The sequence below is a fragment of the Micromonospora arida genome, from assembly GCF_042873195.1.
Lineage (GTDB): Bacteria > Actinomycetota > Actinomycetes > Mycobacteriales > Micromonosporaceae > Micromonospora > Micromonospora arida.
This window is the reverse complement of sequence record NZ_JBIALC010000003.1, coordinates 129,207-144,503: the sequence shown is the minus strand read 5'-3', so window position 1 is coordinate 144,503 and position 15,297 is coordinate 129,207. Positions and strand designations below refer to the sequence as shown.

Sequence of the window (15,297 nt, the reverse complement as noted above, 5' to 3'; positions counted from 1 at the left end):
GGACGGAACTGTCGGACGACCGCGACGGTCGCCGAGCGCGGCGCGTACACCGGTGGCTGCCGGGGCGCGCGGTTCGGAGCGCGGCGCGGCGGCCCGCGAACCCGGGGCGCGGGAGCCCGGGGCGCGGGAGCCCGGGGCGGCGGGACGCGGGCCGGAGGCCGTAACGGCGACGCCGCCGCGCGGGTTCGACGCGGCGGGCGGGCTCGCCGCGCTGCGCGGCCTGCTGGACCGGCCGCTGACCTCCTACTACCTGCTGCTGTCCTGTTCCGGCCTGCTGCTGCTGATCGGGCTGACCATGGTCTTCTCGGCGACCAGCGTGAAGGACTACGCCGAGGACGGCAACGCCTCAGCCTCGGTGACCAAGCAGGCCATCTTCGCGGTGATCGGCATCGGCGCGTTCTGGGTCTGCCAGCGCCTGCCGGCCAGCACCTACCGGTCGCTGGGCCGCCCGCTGCTGTTCACCTCGGTCGTCCTGCTGGTGGTGCTCAACCTGCTGGTCGCCTACGCCCGGCTGACGAACCAGAAAACAGGGCAGATCGGCCCGATCGAGGCGCGGCTGAACTGGCTCTTCGTCGGCGGGATCCAGCTTCAGCCCTCCGAGTTGGCCAAGTTCGCGATGGTGCTCTGGGGTGCGCACATCGTCGCCCGCAAGGGCGCCGCGCTCGGGTGGTGGCGCGAGCTGGCCACCCCGCTCTTCCCGGTGGTCGGCCTGCTCTTCGTCCTGGTCGGCTACAACGACACCGGCACGATGCTCTGCCTGCTGGCCCTGATCGTGGGCCTGCTCTGGGCCGCCGGGGTGCGGATACGGGTCTTCGGCGCCCTGGCGGCGGCCGGGCTGGTCGGGATCGGCCTGCTGGTAGCGGTGGCCTCGCTGGGTGCCGGCTCCGGCGAGCGCGGTGAGGACAACTACCGCTTCGCCCGGCTGGACATGTTCTTCAATCCACCGGACCCGGAGACCTGCAAACTTGACGGCTGTCTGCAGTTCTACCAGGGGCGGCTGGCCATCGAGCACGGTGGCTGGTTCGGTGTCGGGCTGGGCAAGGGCAGCCTGAAGTGGGACTGGCTCCCCGAGGCGCACAACGACTTCATCTTCGCGATCATCGCCGAGGAGTTGGGCGTGATCGGGTGCGTCGTGGTGCTCAGCCTCTTCGCGGTCCTCGCGTACACCGGTTTCCGGATCGCCCGGCGGGTCGACGACCCGTTCCGCCGGCTCGCCGCCACCGCCGTGACCACCTGGCTGGTCAGCCAGGCCGTGATCAACATCGGTGGGGTGGTGGGGCTGCTGCCGATCACCGGTCTGCCGTTGCCGTTCATCTCCGACGGCGGAAGTGCCCTGGTGGTGACGTTGGCCGGCATCGGCATGCTGGCGTCCTTCGCCCGCGCCGAACCCGATGCGGCCAGAGCACTGCATGCCCGTCCGCCGGCCCGGTGGGTCCGACTACTCTGGGCCCCGTTGCCGCCGCTTCCCGGCCGGCGTCGCCGACCGGCGACGCCGCCCGCTGGCCGAGGGTCCGTGCCCCGGTCCCGCGAGCGGCGCCACGACGATCAGGCCGCGCCGCGCGGGGTCCGACAGGACCGCAGCCGCAGGGGTACGGCGAGCGAGAGGAGACGCTGATGGGTCCGCTGCGTTCGGTGGTGCTCGCGGGAGGTGGCACCGGGGGGCACGTCTACCCGCTGCTCGCCTTCGCCGACTGCCTGCGCCGACACGACCCGGGCGTCCGGATCACCTGCCTCGGCACACCCCGGGGCATGGAGAACGACCTGATCCCGCCGCAGGGCTACGACCTGCGACAGATCCCGGCGTACCAGCTGCCCCGGTCGGTCAACATGAACCTGGTCCGCACACCGGGCCGGATGTGGACCGCGGCGCGCGCCGCGGGCAAGGTGATCGACGAGGTGCGCGCCGAGGTGGTCGTCGGCTTCGGCGGGTACGTCTCGGTGCCGGCCTACCTGGCCGCGTGGCGTCGTGAGCTGCCCATGGTGATCCACGAGGTGAACGTGCCGCCGGGCGTGGCAAACAAGCTGGGCATGAAGTTCACCAAGAACGTGGCCGTCGGCTTCCCGAACCAGCCGAGCCAGGCCGAGTCGCTGCGGGACGCCACAGTCGTCGGGGTGCCGCTGCGCCGCGCCATCGCCGGTCTGGACCGGTACGCGCTGCGCAACGCCGCCCGCGCCCACTTCGGGCTCCGCCCGGACCTGCCGGTGCTCTTCGTGTCCGGCGGCTCGTCCGGCGCCCGCTCGATCAACCTGGCGGTCTCCGGGGCGGCAAAGGAGCTGGCCCGCAACGGCGTGCAGGTGCTGCACGTGATGGGCGCCCGCAACGAGCCGGTGCCGATCCCCACCGACCTGCCGGTGCCGTACGTGACGCTGCCGTACCTGTCCGAGATGGAGCTGGGCTACGCCGCCGCCGACCTGATGCTGGCCCGGGGCGGGGCGATGACCGTCGCCGAGGTGGCCGCGATCGGGCTGCCCACCATCTACGTGCCGTACCCGCACAGCAACCAGGAGCAGCGGCGCAACGCGCTGCCCGTGGTGGAGGCCGGCGGTGGGCTGCTGGTCGACGACGCGGAGCTCACCCCGGACTGGCTGGAGCGCACCGTCATCCCCCTCATCCGGGACCCACAGCGGCTCTACAACATGGGTGCCGCCGCCGGTTCGTACGGCCGGCGCGACGGCGACGAGGCGCTGCGGTCCTTCGTGCTGGCGGCGGTGGCCCGATGACCGCGCAGTTCACCCCGGCCGGCACGCTCACCGCCGAGGACCTGGGCGCTGTCCACCTGATCGGGGTGGGCGGGGTGGGCATGCTCGGCGTGGCCCGGCTGCTGCTCACCCGTGGCATCCGGGTCTCCGGCAGCGACCTGCGGGAGTGGCCGTCGCTGGCCGGCCTGCGGGCGCTCGGCGGCACCATCCACCTCAGCCACGAGGTGACCAACCTCGACGGCGTGGACACCGTCGTCTACTCGTCGGCCATTCCCCAGGACCACCTGGAGTTGGTCGAGGCGCGTCGGCGTGGCCTGCGGGTGCTGCACCGCTCCGAGGCGCTCGCCGCCGCGATGACCGGCCGTCGGGCGGTGGCAGTCGCCGGCACGCACGGCAAGACCACCACCACCTCGATGGTGACGATGGTGCTCCAGCAGGCCGGTGTGGACCCGTCCTTCGTGATCGGTGGGGAGATCTCCGAGGTCGGTTCGGGCGCCCACCACGGCACCGGCGAGCACTTCGTGGTCGAGGCGGACGAGAGCGACCGCTCGTTCCTCATCTACCGCCCGTACGTCTCGATCATCACGAACGTCGAGGCGGACCACCTGAACACCTACGGCGACTACGCGACGCTGGAGGCGGCGTTCGTGGAGTTCGCCCGCCTCACCGACCCGGACGGGTTCATCATCACCTGCGCCGACGACCCGGGCGGTCGGCGGTTGGCCGAGAGCCTGCGGTCCGAGGGACGGCGGGTGTTCACCTACGGCGAGGCCGCCGACGCCGACCTGCGGTTGACCGAGATGGTCTCCTCCGCGCGTGGGGTGCGCTACCTGGCCGCGATCGACGGCCGGTCGCTGGGCGAGTTCCGGCTGCCGGTGCCGGGGCGGCACATGGGGCTGAACAGCGCTGCCGCGGTGCTGTCCGCGTACCTGCTGGAACTGCCGTTGGAAGCGGCGGAGGCCGCGCTGGCGGTCTTTCCCGGGGTGCGACGGCGCTTCGAGCGCAAGGGTGTCGCGGACGGCGTGCTGGTCTACGACGAGTACGCCTACCACCCGACCTCGATGACGCTGGCGATGCAGACGTTGCGCGAGGTCGCCGGGGACGGCCGGCTGATCGTCGTCTTCCAGCCGTACCGGCTGTATCGCACCCGCGACAACCAGGCGGAGATCGCCGAGGCGCTGGCCATCGCGGACGAGGTGGTGCTCCTGGAGGTCTTCGGGCCGGGTGAGTTGCGTCAGCCCGGCGAGGGGTCGGCGGCGCTGATCGCGGCGGTGGATCTGCCCGCCGACCGCAAGGTCTTCGTGGAGTCGTGGGAGCAGGCCCCGGTCGAGGTGGCTCGTCGCGCCCGCTCCGGGGACGTGGTGGTCACCATGGGCGCCCCGCCGATCTCGCTGATGGGCGACGAACTGCTGGCCGCCCTGGGTGAGCGTACGGCCGGCTCGGCACCGACCGCGACCGTCGACCCGGTGGCCACCACCCCGGCGATCGGTGATCCGGTGCCGGGTGGGACGACGTCCGGCGGCGACGGCGCGGCTCTCGGTGGCAGCGCCGTGCCCGGCGGCTCGGCGCCCACGGCCGGATGAGTCCCGGCCCGGCCCGAGGGCGGACCAGCGCCGCCGACGGCGGCGCCCCGCGCCGCGGTCCGGCCCGGCGGTGGCAGTTGGTCCGGGCGGGCCGCGACGCGGTACCGCCCTCGACCCGCCGGTTCATGGCCCGTGCCCGGCAGCGCCGCATGCGTGCGGCGCTGCCGTGGGCGGTGGCCGCCGGGGTGCTCGCCCTGGCCGGGCTGGTCGCCTGGACGGTGCTCGGTACCGGACTGTTCGGTGTGCGGGAGGTGCGCGTGGAGGGTGCCGACCTGGTCACTCCGGTGCAGGTGCACGACGCGGTCGGGGTGCCGGACGGGGTGCCGCTGGCCCGGGTGGACCTGACCGCCGCCGCCCGTCGGGTCGGCGCGCTGCCGGCGGTGGAGCGGGCCACGGTCTCCCGGGACTGGCCCGGTGCGCTGGTGGTGCGGGTGACCGAGCGGACCGCGGTGGCGGTGGTGCCCCAGGGCGAGGCGTTCGCCCTGATCGACGGGAGCGGGGTGGCGTTCCGGACCGTGGAGCGACGCCCCGCCGACCTACCACAGGTGACGGTGGCTCGGCCGGCCGCCGACGACCCGGGCACCCGGGCCGGGCTGGAGGTGCTCGTCGCGCTGACGCCGCAGCTGCGTGCGGAACTGGTGGACGTGAACGTGGCGGGGCTGGCCCGGATCAGCCTGCGGTTGCGCGGCGACCGGACGGTGGTCTGGGGCGACGCGACCCGGGGTACGGACAAGGCTCGGGTGGCCACCGCGCTGCTCGACGAGGACACCGACCGGATCGACGTGAGCGCGCCGGATGTGGTGACCTTTCGTTGACCCGTGAGCGTGGGCGGACGTGACCCGTGGCGCTCCGCGCGGCGACACGCCGCCCGGGTCCTTGGCTCATCGCGCGGTGGCGCTTACGTTGCCTCGAAGAGCTTCAGTGGTTGACATAACTGTAAGCCTCTAGTAGAGGGTTAGGGTTTACCCCTGATCCTCGTTGGTGACAGCTGTCGTCGGCCGCTGGTCTGGCCACGCCGTAACCGGTCGGCCGAAGCCAATCTCGAAGGAAAGGACCGGAGATGACACCTCCGCACAACTACCTGGCGGTCATCAAGGTCGTCGGCATCGGGGGCGGCGGCGTCAACGCCGTCAACCGGATGATCGAGGTTGGGCTCAAGGGCGTCGAGTTCATCGCGATCAACACCGATGCGCAGGCGCTTCTGATGAGCGACGCCGACGTCAAGCTCGACGTCGGCCGGGAGCTGACCCGCGGCCTGGGGGCCGGGGCCAACCCGGACGTCGGGAAGAACGCCGCCGAGGACCACCGCGACGAGATCGAGGAGGTGCTCAAGGGCGCCGACATGGTCTTCGTGACCTGCGGCGAGGGCGGCGGCACCGGCACCGGCGGCGCGCCCGTGGTGGCCAACATCGCCCGCAAGCTCGGCGCGCTGACCATCGGCGTGGTGACCCGGCCGTTCTCCTTCGAGGGCAAGCGCCGCCAGGTGCAGGCCGAGACGGGGATAGACGAGCTCCGCAACCAGTGCGACACGCTGATCGTCATCCCGAACGACCGGCTGCTGGCCCTGGGCGACCGCAACATCAGCATGATGGACGCGTTCCGCACGGCCGACCAGGTGCTGCTCTCGGGTGTGCAGGGCATCACCGACCTGATCACCACCCCGGGTCTGATCAACCTGGACTTCGCCGACGTCAAGAGCGTGATGAGCGGCGCCGGCAGCGCGTTGATGGGCATCGGCAGCGCCCGCGGCGAGAACCGCGCGGTCGAGGCGGCCGAGGCGGCCATCTCCAGCCCGCTGCTGGAGCAGAGCATGGACGGCGCGCGCGGCGTGCTGCTCTCCATCGCCGGCGGCTCCGACCTGGGCCTGTTCGAGATCAATGACGCCGCCCAGCTGGTCACCGACGCGGCCCACCCGGACGCCAACATCATCTTCGGCGCGGTCATCGACGACGCGCTCGGTGACGAGGTGCGGGTGACTGTCATCGCGGCGGGCTTCGACGGCGGCACGCCCGCGTACAAGGCGGCCGAGCCGACCCGCAAGACCAACACCAACCAGCCGGCGCCGCAGAGCACCCCGGCGCCGACGCCGGCCACCAACCCGGCTCCGGCCCAGTCGCCGCGTCGCGTGCTCTTCGACGACGTGGACGTTCCCGACTTCCTCAAGAACGGGTCCTGAGCACCGCCGATGACCGACAGCTCAGCCACGGTACGACCAGATCGGCACGCCGAACTCGCGGGCGGTCTGGCCCAGGTTCGGTCCCGCATCGATGACGCCTGCGCGCAGGCCGGCCGGGACCGCGCCGAGGTCACGATGATCGCGGTGACGAAGACCTACCCGGCCAGCGACGTGTTGGCGCTGGCCGGGCTCGGGGTGACCGACATGGGGGAGAACCGCGACCAGGAGGCAGCCGGCAAGGCCGCCGAGGTGGCTGCCGCCGGGGTGCGTCCACGCTGGCACTTCATCGGCCAGTTGCAGCGCAACAAGGCCCGCTCGGTGGTCCGCTACGCCGACGTGGTGCACTCCGTCGACAGTGTCCGGCTGGCCCGGGCGTTGGCCACCGCCACCGCCGACCGGCAGGAGCCGCTCGACGCCCTGGTCCAGGTGAGCATCGACGGCGACGCGGCCCGGGGCGGAGCCCTGCCCGGCTCGGCGGATCCGGCCGCCGGTCTGGAGCCGGTGGCCGAGGCGGTGGCCGACGCGCCGGGGATGCGTCTGGTCGGTCTCATGGCGGTCGCTCCGCTGGGGTGGGAGCCGGAGCGGGCGTTCGCCCGGCTCGCGGAGATCGCCGACGCGTTCAGGGCCGTCCATCCGGGAGCCACCGCGCTGTCCGCCGGTATGAGCGGAGATTTCGAAATCGCGATCCGTTACGGCGCGACACATGTCCGCGTCGGTAGCGCGTTGCTCGGAATGCGTCCCACGCTGCGGTAGCCTGACCGCGAGACAAGCAAATTACATCAGTGTTGTTTCAGGGGCGGGCGTCTCCTAGTCGGGGGTCGTGACGCGCGACGCGAATCGCGCGCCGGGGGATTGCCGTTCCGGTCCGATGGGCATGGTTGTCCACTCGCGACGGGCGACATGGCACGGGGGCGCGTGCCGCACGGCGGACGGAAGGGCGCGGGATGGGTGCACTGCGCAAGGCGGGGGTCTGGCTCGGTCTGGTCGAAGAAGACGACGAGCGGGCCTACGACGACGGTGGCTACGACAAGGGTGGCTACCGCGACTCGCGTTACCGGCAGAGCCGGTACGCCGAGGAGTTCACCGACGACGACGAGGACGACGCCGAGGAGCCGCCGGCTCCCCGGCCGCGCGACAGCGGGCGGGGTCGACTCTCCGAGCGGTCGAGCGGGCGGTTGAGCGAGTCCGAGCGCGGTGACGGTGAGCGGCCGGAGCGGATCGAGCGGTCCAGCGTCCGGTCGATCACCCGGTCGTCGGCGGGCGAGACCTCCGGTGCGCTGACCTACCACACTCGGGACAACCTGGCCCTCGCGCCGCAGGTCACGTCGCGCGAGCGGGCCCTGCCCGAGGAGGAGCAGCGTTACCAGATCACCACGCTGCACCCCACCACCTACCGGGAGGCGCGCACCATTGGTGAGCACTTCCGCGACGGGGTCCCGGTGATCATCAATCTCACCGAGATGGATGAGGCCGATGCCCGCCGTCTGGTGGACTTCGCCGCCGGACTGGCGTTCGGCCTGCGCGGTACGATCGAGCGCGTGACCAATCGGGTGTTCCTGCTCTCACCGGCTAACGTCCAGGTCACCGCAGAGGACAAAGCCAAGATCGCTGAGGGCGGCTTTTTCAGTCTGAGTTGATCCCGCCCGACCCGAGGGACGTCGCTGACCGTGTTGTCGATCTTACTGCAAGTGTTGTACCTGATCCTTTATGTCTTCCTGCTCCTTCTTCTGTCCCGGTTCGTGTTGAGCGCCGTCCTGCAGTACGGCCGTCGCTGGCAACCGGGGCGTGGAGCATCGGCAGGATTGGAATCCGTGTGGAGCGTCACTGATCCCCCTCTCAACGCGTTGAGGCGTGTGATCCCTCCGCTGCGAATTGGTACCGTGAGCATCGACCTGGCCTCCCTTGTGCTCCTGGTTATCCTGTTCGTGCTGATGGAGTTCGTGTTAGGGCCGTCGATCAGGGCATCTGCCTGATGACCGACGCGCTTTCGCGGCCGCAACTGACCCGAGGAGTTTCGATGCCGCTGACCCCGGCCGACGTCCACAACGTCGCCTTCAAAAAGCCGCCGATCGGCAAACGGGGGTATGACGAGGAGGAGGTCGACGCCTTCCTTGACGAGGTCGAGCGCGAGCTCGCCCGTCTCATCGAGGAGAACAACGAGCTGCGCGCCCAGGTGGAGCGCGGCGGCCGTGGCGGTGCCCCCGCCGGCCCCGGCGGCGACGCCCGACTCGCGGCGGAGCTCAACGATGTCAAGGCCCAACTGGACCGGGTGCAGCGCGACAAGTCGGCGGCCGAGCAGGCTGCCCGCGCGATGCAGGCCGAGCTGGAGCAGGTCCGCGCGACCGGCGGCCCGGCCGGCGGCGTCACCGGTGACGGTGAGCAGCAGGCCCTGCGCGTGCTGATGATGGCCCAGCGCACCGCCGACGACCACGTGTCCGACGCTCGCCGCGAGGCCGACCAGCTGTTGTCCGAGGCTCGCGGCAAGGCCGAGGAGGTGACCCGGGAGGCGCGCGCCAAGGCTGACGCCCTTGAGCGGGACGCCCGCCAGCGGCACCAGGAGGCCATGGGCGGCCTGGACGCCAAGCGCACGGCACTGCAGAAGCACATCGAGGAGCTCAAGCAGTTCGAGCGCGAGTACCGCACCCGGCTCAAGGCGTACCTGGAGAGCCAGCTGCGTGACCTCGACGGTCGTGGCCAGGGCCTCGAAGCCGAGATGACCCGCTCCGAAGCCGGCCGGGTCGCTGGCGGCAACGGGCTGGCCGCAGCAGGTCTCGCTGGTTCGTACGGCGGCGGCGGGCGCTCCGGCGCCCTCGAAGCCGGACGCTGAGCACCGGCCGGCGATCGCTGTCCGCCAATGGTGACGGTCGCCGGCCCGGCCTGGACGGTTCGACGCGGCGGGGGTGAGCCGTGATAGTCGCAAGTCTTCTGCTCATCCTCGTCGCGGTGGTGCTACTGGTGCTCGGCCTGGCCGGTGGCTCCAGCTTCTTGTTGGTCATCTCCATCGCGGCCAGTCTGCTGGCCGCCGTGGCGTTGGTGGTGGGCGCCCGCCAGGCAGCCGCCAACCGCGCCATGGCGGATCCCGGCCGGACCGACCGGCGGCACCCCGACGCGCCCCGCACGGCCAGCCAGGCCACACCGGGTGTCGCGTACGGGCCGCCGTTGGTCGAGCCGGAGGTGCCGGTCCAGCACGTGCCCACGACGTTTGGTACCGGCGGCACCGGGTGGCGGCAACCACCCGAGCCGCCGGTCGACCATGCGCCGCCGGTCGACGAGGCCTCACCGGTCGACCCGCCGCACGTCGATGACGCGTCGCCGTTGGTGAGTACGGCGGACGAGGCGCCCGCGCGGGCCCGGCCGGTCAGCCCGGCGTCGCCGATCGCGACGTCGACGGACGACGTTTTCGACCCGGCGGTCGCGGCGGTCGACGAGCCGGCAGCCCAGCAGATCACGGCCGCCGAGGCGGCCCGGGTGGCCCGACTGCCAGACGCCGTCGAGGTCGTCGATGGCCGCCCCCGTTACCACCTGGACGGCTGCCCCCACCTGATCGGCTGGCAGCCCGAGACGTTGCCGGTCGCCGAGGCCGTGGAACTCGGCTTCACCCCGTGCGCGCACTGCGCCCCGGCGACCGCTCTCCTCGCCGACGCCCGGCCGATCTGAAGCGGCACCGGTGCCCGCGCAGGACACGCTCACCGTGGCGGTACGGGTGAAGCCCGGCGCCTCCCGGGACCGGGTGGGTGGTCGGTTCGACGGCCCGCACGGGCCCGCCCTCGTGATCGCGGTCCACGACCCGGCCGTCGACGGTCGGGCCACCGAGGCCGCCCGTCGAGCGCTGGCCGGCGCGTTGGGTGTCCGACCGGCCGCCGTGTCACTGCGTGTCGGCGCGGCCAGCCGGGACAAGCTCTTCCTGATCGATCGGCCCGGCCCGGAGTTGCCCCAGGTGCTGCGCCGCCTGCGCGACGGATCCGCCGAGTGAGGACAGCCCAGGCAAGGCAGCCGTGACGCCCGGGTTGGACATCGCGCTGCTGCTCGGTGCGGCCGTGCTGTTGGTCGCTGTCGGCGCGGTGCGACTCTCCACCCGGCTCGGTGTGCCCAGCCTCCTGGTCTACCTGGCGTTGGGCGTGGCGATCGGCGAGGGCGGGTTGGGCATCCGGTTCGACGACGTCGAGCTGACCCGGACCCTCGGCTTCTGCGCGCTGATCGTGATCATCGCCGAGGGCGGCCTCACCGCCCGGTGGACCACGCTGCGCCCGGTGCTCGGGCTGGCCTCCGCGCTCTCCACGGTCGGCGTGATCGTCAGCATCGTGGTGGTTGGCGTGGCCGTGCACCTGCTGCTGGGGCTGGACTGGCGGTTGGCGCTGCTCTACGGCGCGGTGCTCTCGTCCACCGACGCGGCGGCCGTCTTCGCCACCCTGCGCCGACTGCGGTTGCCGCCCCGGCTGGTGGCGACCCTGGAGGCCGAGTCGGGGATGAACGACGCCCCGGTGGTGCTGCTGGTGGTGCTGCTGTCCCATCGGGGTTTTGCGCACCCGTGGTGGTACGAGGTCGCGCTGGTCTGCTACGAGCTGGGTGTCGGCGCGGCGGTGGGCGTGGCCGCGGGCGTCGCCGGCACCTGGGCGCTGCGCCGGGCGGCGCTGCCCTCGGCCGGGCTCTACCCGATCGCCGCGGTCGGCATCACCGTGCTGGCGTACGCCGCGGGGGCCGTTCTGCACGCCTCGGGCTTCCTCGCCGTCTATGTGGCCGGGGTGCTGCTGGGCAATGCCCGCCTGTCGCACCGGCAGGCGATTCTCGGTTTCGCGGACGGGCTGGCCTGGCTCGCCCAGATCGGGTTGTTCGTGCTGCTCGGGTTGCTGGCGTCGCCGGGCCGGCTGGACGCGGCGGTGCTGCCCGCGGTGGTCGCCGGGCTGGCTCTGGTGCTTCTGGCCCGGCCGTTGTCGGTGGCCGTCTCGGCGTTGCCGTTCCGGGTCGGCCTTCGAGAACAGGCGTTCCTGTCCTGGGCCGGGCTGCGTGGGGCGGTGCCGATCGTGCTGGCCACCATTCCGCTCTCCGAGCGGGTGCCCGGAGCCGAGCGGCTCTTCGACGTGGTCTTCGTGCTGGTGGTGATCTTCACGCTGGTGCAGACCGGGACGCTGGGGCCGTTCGCCCGCTGGTTGCGGGTGACCGCGCCGGCCGAGGCCGCCGAGATCCACGTGGAGACCGCGCCGCTGGAGCGGATGCGTGCGGACCTGCTCCAGGTGGAGGTGCCACCGGGCTCACGACTGGCCGGCGTGCACGTCGACGAGCTGCGCCTTCCGCTGGGCGCGTCGGTGACCCTGGTGCTGCGCGACGGCGTGGGCTTCGTGCCCGCACCGGACACCCGGTTGAAGACCGGCGACAGTCTGCTGATCGTGGCGACCGCCGGGGTGCGGGACGCGGCGGAGCGGCGGTTGCGGGCCGTCAGCCGGCGGGGTCGTCTGGCCCGATGGTTTGGTGAGTACGGGGATGAGGTGCCCAATTGATCTGCTAGCGTTCCCTTTGCCCCAGTTAGGCAGGGCTAGGGGCTGTTAGACGGTGCGACGGTGCGGCACGTTGTCGGACGCCTGTACGTTCCGTATTCTTGCCAACCTCCGGAGTGCGCGGCCATCGTCGCCGTGCGCCCCTTTTCGTACATAGGGGACGCCCTCGCCGGCGCCCCCTGACCAGGCGCCGCGGACCGCGCGGTTCCCCGGCCGAGGGAGCGACCCATGGCGAAGCCATCCGACACCAGGACCGCCGGGCGCAAGCCTGCGGCGAAGGCCACCCGCAGCACGGCGGAGACCGAGAAGATCCGGGCGGCGCTGGCGGCGCGTCGGGACGAGCTTCGTGCCGAGTACGATCAGACGCTGAGTGAGATCACCGAGCTGCAGCGCGATCGGCTGACCGACTCGGCCGGGGACGACCAGGCCGACACGGGCACCAAGACGCTCGAGCGGGAGCAGGAGATCTCTCTCGCCAACAGCATTCTGGAACGGATCACGCAGGTGGAGCGCGCTCTGGAGCGCCTCGACGAGGGTGGTTACGGCTGGTGCGAGCGGTGCGGCAACCCGATCCCGGTCGAGCGCCTCGCCGCCTTCCCGTCGGCCACCCTGTGTGTGACGTGCAAGCAGCTGGAGGAGCGGCGCTGAGGTCCGTTCCCCGGCGGCGACGAGACGGTGAGCGATCACCGCCAAGACTGTCGATGGGGAGCGCATGACCGCAGTACCGTCCGCCGAACCCGGCCGCACCGATCCGGGCGGCGGCACCCGCCGGCCCCGGGCCGTCGCGATTCTCGCCGGAGTCGCCCTGGTGGCCCTGCTGGCCGACCTGGTCACCAAGCACCTCGCGCTGGCCGCGCTGACCGACCGGGAGCCGGTCCGGCTGCTCGGCGGGTTCGTCTACCTGAGCCTGACCCGCAACAGCGGCGCGGCCTGGAGCATCGGCGCGGACCACACCTGGGTCTTCCCACTGATCACCATCGGTGTGGTCGGCTGGATCGTCTGGATGGCACTGCGGCTGCGCTCGCTGCCCTGGGCGATCTCGCTCGGCCTGGTGCTCGGTGGCGCGTTGGGCAACCTCGTCGACCGGATCTTCCGGGCGCCGTCCCCGTTCCACGGGCACGTGGTCGACATGATCAGCCTCTTCGACCCGTACGGTCAGGTCTGGCCGGTGTTCAACCTGGCCGACAGTTCGCTGGTCTGCGGCGTGCTGCTGGCCGTCCTGTTGGAGCTGACCGGCCGCCAGCGTGACGGCCGGCGGGCGGGGCGCGACGGCGACCCGGCCACGACGGACGCCGCCGCGCCGGGCGCCGAGCAGCGGGAGCGGGCATGACCTCCGCGTTCGCCGCTGGCGGCGACCACCGTTCCCTTCCGGTTCCGGACGGCCTCGACGGCATGCGCCTGGACCAGGCCGTGTCCCGCCTGTTCGGGCTCTCCCGCACCGCCGCCGCGGCCCTGGTCGACGCCGGGGACGCGCTGGTCGACGGCGCCGCCCGGCCCAACTCGCACAAGGTCAAGGCCGGCTCCTGGCTGGACGTCACGCTGCCCGCCCCGGTCGCACCGCCGACGGTGGTGCCGCAGGCGGTGCCCGGCCTGCGGGTCGTCTACGCCGACGACGACATCGTCGTGGTCGACAAGCCGGTCGGGGTGGCCGCGCACCCGAGCCCCGGGTGGACCGGCCCGACCGTGATCGGCGCGCTCGCCGCGATCGGGCACCGCATCTCCACCAGTGGCGCCGCCGAGCGCCAGGGCGTGGTGCACCGGCTCGACGTGGGCACCACCGGGATCATGGTGGTGGCCAAGAGCGAGCAGGCGTACACGGCGTTGAAGCGGGCCTTCAAGTACCGCGAGGTCGACAAGGGCTACCACGCGGTGGTGCAGGGTCACCTGGACCCGCTGCGGGGCACCGTCGACGCTCCAATCGACAGGCACCCCACCCACGACTACCGCTGGGCGGTGGTCTCCGGCGGCAAGCCGAGCATCACCCACTACGACACCCTGGAGGCGTTCCCGGCGGCGAGCCTGGTCGACGTCCGGTTGGAGACCGGCCGGACGCACCAGATCCGGGTGCACTTCTCCACCCTGCGGCACCCCTGTGTGGGTGACCTCACCTACGGCGCCGACCCCACCCTCTCAGCCCGTCTCGGCCTGGCCCGACAGTGGCTGCACGCCCGCGAACTGAGCTTCTTGCACCCCCGAACGGGGGACGAGGTCCGGTTCGTCAGCGACTACCCTGACGACCTGGACCGTGCGCTTCAGATCCTGCGTGACTGAGCGGCGACCGCCCGACACCGTTCCACAGAGGGGATCCCGCCCGTGCGCGCCGGCAACCTGCTGCGGCAGCTGGACCAGCGGTTGCTGCCGCCGCTGACCCGGGCCGTGGCCCGGCTGGGCGACCGGTCGGCGCGCTCCGGCGTGCTCAGTTGGGCCGCGGTGCTCTCCGCAGCGGCGGTGTTGGGCACCGCCGTCTGGGCCGTCGACGACACTCCGGTCGGTGACCGGACGGTCGGCGAGGTGACCCGGGTCGGCGTTGCCGACGGTGACTCCGTCCCCGGCTACCTGCGGTCCGCCGCGGCCGACCTGGCCGCGCTGCCCGCGTCCGCCCCGGCCGCCGAGGACGGGACGTACGCGCTGGTCACGCTCGACGCGTACCTGCCTCCGCAGCGGCTGGCGACGGTGCTCGGCGACGTCGGGGTCTCGACCGTCTTCGGGCGGGTTCCGCTGCCCGGCCGGCAGACCGAGATCGTCAAGATCCCCGCGCTGCGGGTGCCCGACGACGTGGTCGCCGGAATGGAACAGGTGGCGGCCCGCAAGGAGACCGAGGCTGCCGACTACCGGGCCAGGGCCGCCGCGGTCGACGGCGACGGGGTGGGCGAGCGGGAGTTGCGGGAGCAGTACGCCAGCGGTGCCGAGGTGGCCGCCGCCGAGGCGGCCGCGTACCGCACCGGCTGCGCCTGCGTCTACGCGGCGGTGGTTCGCGCGACGCCGGTGGCGCTGCGCGGTGTCGCGGCCCGGCCGGATGTACGGGCGGTCGACCCCGCCCCCGAGGTGTACCGGCTGGACCGAACGGTCTTCACGCCGCCCCTGCCCGAGCAGCGTGACGTGGTACGCCCGCCGGCCGACACCGGGCCGAGCCCCGCACCGACCCAGTCCGAGCGGCCGGCGCCGATGATCAGCGCACCGGCGCCGTCGGCCCCCGTGGGCGAATCGTCGGAACCTGCACCAGTCGTGACCATTCCGTCACCCGAAACGTCGAAGCCGGAGCCCACCGAGTCGGCGCCGCCGAGTGTCACCACCTCGCCGGACGCCACCCTCGCCGAGCCGTCGCCGCCATCGCCGTCGTCGTGAT

Annotated in this window: 16 protein-coding genes; all 16 read left to right on the top strand. The window is 72.4% G+C overall.

All coding sequences use genetic code 11. The features are described from left to right. Positions 1-223 precede the first annotated feature (223 nt). The 16 genes from ACFYP0_RS11805 (at position 224) to ACFYP0_RS11730 (ending at position 15,296) form a co-directional block, all read left to right on the top strand. Positions 224-1,615, top strand: coding sequence for an FtsW/RodA/SpoVE family cell cycle protein (locus tag ACFYP0_RS11805; RefSeq protein ID WP_124854362.1), 1,392 nt, complete (start codon positions 224-226; stop codon positions 1,613-1,615). Next, positions 1,615-2,721 carry an undecaprenyldiphospho-muramoylpentapeptide beta-N-acetylglucosaminyltransferase gene (gene murG, locus ACFYP0_RS11800; RefSeq protein WP_124854359.1) on the top strand — a complete coding sequence of 369 codons (1,107 nt, stop codon included), beginning with the start codon at positions 1,615-1,617 and terminating at the stop codon, positions 2,719-2,721. The genes ACFYP0_RS11805 and murG overlap by 1 nt, the downstream gene beginning before the upstream one ends. After that, entirely contained in the window at positions 2,718-4,283 is a 1,566-nt protein-coding gene (gene murC / locus ACFYP0_RS11795) for a UDP-N-acetylmuramate--L-alanine ligase (protein ID WP_124854358.1), read from the top strand. The genes murG and murC overlap by 4 nt, the downstream gene beginning before the upstream one ends. Next, entirely contained in the window at positions 4,280-5,098 is an 819-nt protein-coding gene (locus tag ACFYP0_RS11790; protein WP_124854357.1) for a cell division protein FtsQ/DivIB, read from the top strand. Before murC ends, ACFYP0_RS11790 begins: the two co-directional genes overlap by 4 nt. Before the next feature lie 245 nt (positions 5,099-5,343). Then, on the top strand, positions 5,344-6,459 hold the full coding sequence (ftsZ, locus tag ACFYP0_RS11785) for a cell division protein FtsZ (protein WP_124854356.1): 1,116 nt from the start codon (positions 5,344-5,346) through the stop codon (positions 6,457-6,459). Between the two features lie 9 nt (positions 6,460-6,468). Then, entirely contained in the window at positions 6,469-7,212 is a 744-nt protein-coding gene (locus ACFYP0_RS11780; RefSeq protein ID WP_124854355.1) for a YggS family pyridoxal phosphate-dependent enzyme, read from the top strand. Positions 7,213-7,403: 191 nt separating this feature from the next. Beyond that, positions 7,404-8,096, top strand: a complete 693-nt coding sequence (locus ACFYP0_RS11775) for a cell division protein SepF (protein ID WP_124854354.1) — start codon at positions 7,404-7,406, stop codon at positions 8,094-8,096. Between the two features lie 30 nt (positions 8,097-8,126). Continuing rightward, positions 8,127-8,432 (top strand): YggT family protein, encoded by a 306-nt coding sequence (locus ACFYP0_RS11770; protein WP_030334503.1) that lies wholly within the window; start codon positions 8,127-8,129, stop codon positions 8,430-8,432. 44 nt (positions 8,433-8,476) lie between these two features. Next, positions 8,477-9,286, top strand: coding sequence for a DivIVA domain-containing protein (locus tag ACFYP0_RS11765; protein WP_124820047.1), 810 nt, complete (start codon positions 8,477-8,479; stop codon positions 9,284-9,286). Positions 9,287-9,366: 80 nt separating this feature from the next. Then, positions 9,367-10,116, top strand: coding sequence for a hypothetical protein (locus tag ACFYP0_RS11760; protein WP_124854353.1), 750 nt, complete (start codon positions 9,367-9,369; stop codon positions 10,114-10,116). A gap of 10 nt (positions 10,117-10,126) precedes the next feature. Continuing rightward, a complete protein-coding gene (locus tag ACFYP0_RS11755; protein WP_124854352.1) occupies positions 10,127-10,432 on the top strand; it encodes a DUF167 domain-containing protein in 306 nt (101 codons plus the stop codon). A 22-nt stretch (positions 10,433-10,454) separates the two neighbouring features. Then, positions 10,455-11,954 (top strand): potassium/proton antiporter, encoded by a 1,500-nt coding sequence (locus ACFYP0_RS11750; protein WP_124854351.1) that lies wholly within the window; start codon positions 10,455-10,457, stop codon positions 11,952-11,954. A gap of 225 nt (positions 11,955-12,179) precedes the next feature. Continuing rightward, positions 12,180-12,599: a TraR/DksA family transcriptional regulator gene (locus ACFYP0_RS11745; protein ID WP_124854350.1), complete on the top strand. Its 420-nt coding sequence runs from the start codon at positions 12,180-12,182 to the stop codon at positions 12,597-12,599. 64 nt (positions 12,600-12,663) lie between these two features. Further along, complete coding sequence (gene lspA / locus ACFYP0_RS11740) at positions 12,664-13,281, top strand: signal peptidase II (protein ID WP_124854349.1); 618 nt, start codon at positions 12,664-12,666, stop codon at positions 13,279-13,281. Continuing rightward, the gene (locus ACFYP0_RS11735) at positions 13,278-14,222 is read left to right on the top strand and encodes an RluA family pseudouridine synthase (RefSeq protein WP_124854348.1); all 945 of its coding nucleotides are present in this window, start codon (positions 13,278-13,280) and stop codon (positions 14,220-14,222) included. The genes lspA and ACFYP0_RS11735 overlap by 4 nt, the downstream gene beginning before the upstream one ends. 42 nt (positions 14,223-14,264) lie before the next feature. Beyond that, positions 14,265-15,296: a hypothetical protein gene (locus ACFYP0_RS11730; protein WP_124854347.1), complete on the top strand. Its 1,032-nt coding sequence runs from the start codon at positions 14,265-14,267 to the stop codon at positions 15,294-15,296. The last annotated feature ends 1 nt before the right edge of the window (position 15,297 follow it).

Coding starts and splice junctions, on each gene's coding strand:
- murG (WP_124854359.1), top strand. CDS start 1,615: ATGGGTCCGCTGCGTTCGGTGGTGCTCGCGGGAGGTGGCACCGGGGGG.
- murC (WP_124854358.1), top strand. CDS start 2,718: ATGACCGCGCAGTTCACCCCGGCCGGCACGCTCACCGCCGAGGACCTG.
- ACFYP0_RS11790 (WP_124854357.1), top strand. CDS start 4,280: ATGAGTCCCGGCCCGGCCCGAGGGCGGACCAGCGCCGCCGACGGCGGC.
- ftsZ (WP_124854356.1), top strand. CDS start 5,344: ATGACACCTCCGCACAACTACCTGGCGGTCATCAAGGTCGTCGGCATC.
- ACFYP0_RS11780 (WP_124854355.1), top strand. CDS start 6,469: ATGACCGACAGCTCAGCCACGGTACGACCAGATCGGCACGCCGAACTC.
- ACFYP0_RS11775 (WP_124854354.1), top strand. CDS start 7,404: ATGGGTGCACTGCGCAAGGCGGGGGTCTGGCTCGGTCTGGTCGAAGAA.
- ACFYP0_RS11765 (WP_124820047.1), top strand. CDS start 8,477: ATGCCGCTGACCCCGGCCGACGTCCACAACGTCGCCTTCAAAAAGCCG.
- ACFYP0_RS11745 (WP_124854350.1), top strand. CDS start 12,180: ATGGCGAAGCCATCCGACACCAGGACCGCCGGGCGCAAGCCTGCGGCG.
- lspA (WP_124854349.1), top strand. CDS start 12,664: ATGACCGCAGTACCGTCCGCCGAACCCGGCCGCACCGATCCGGGCGGC.
- ACFYP0_RS11735 (WP_124854348.1), top strand. CDS start 13,278: ATGACCTCCGCGTTCGCCGCTGGCGGCGACCACCGTTCCCTTCCGGTT.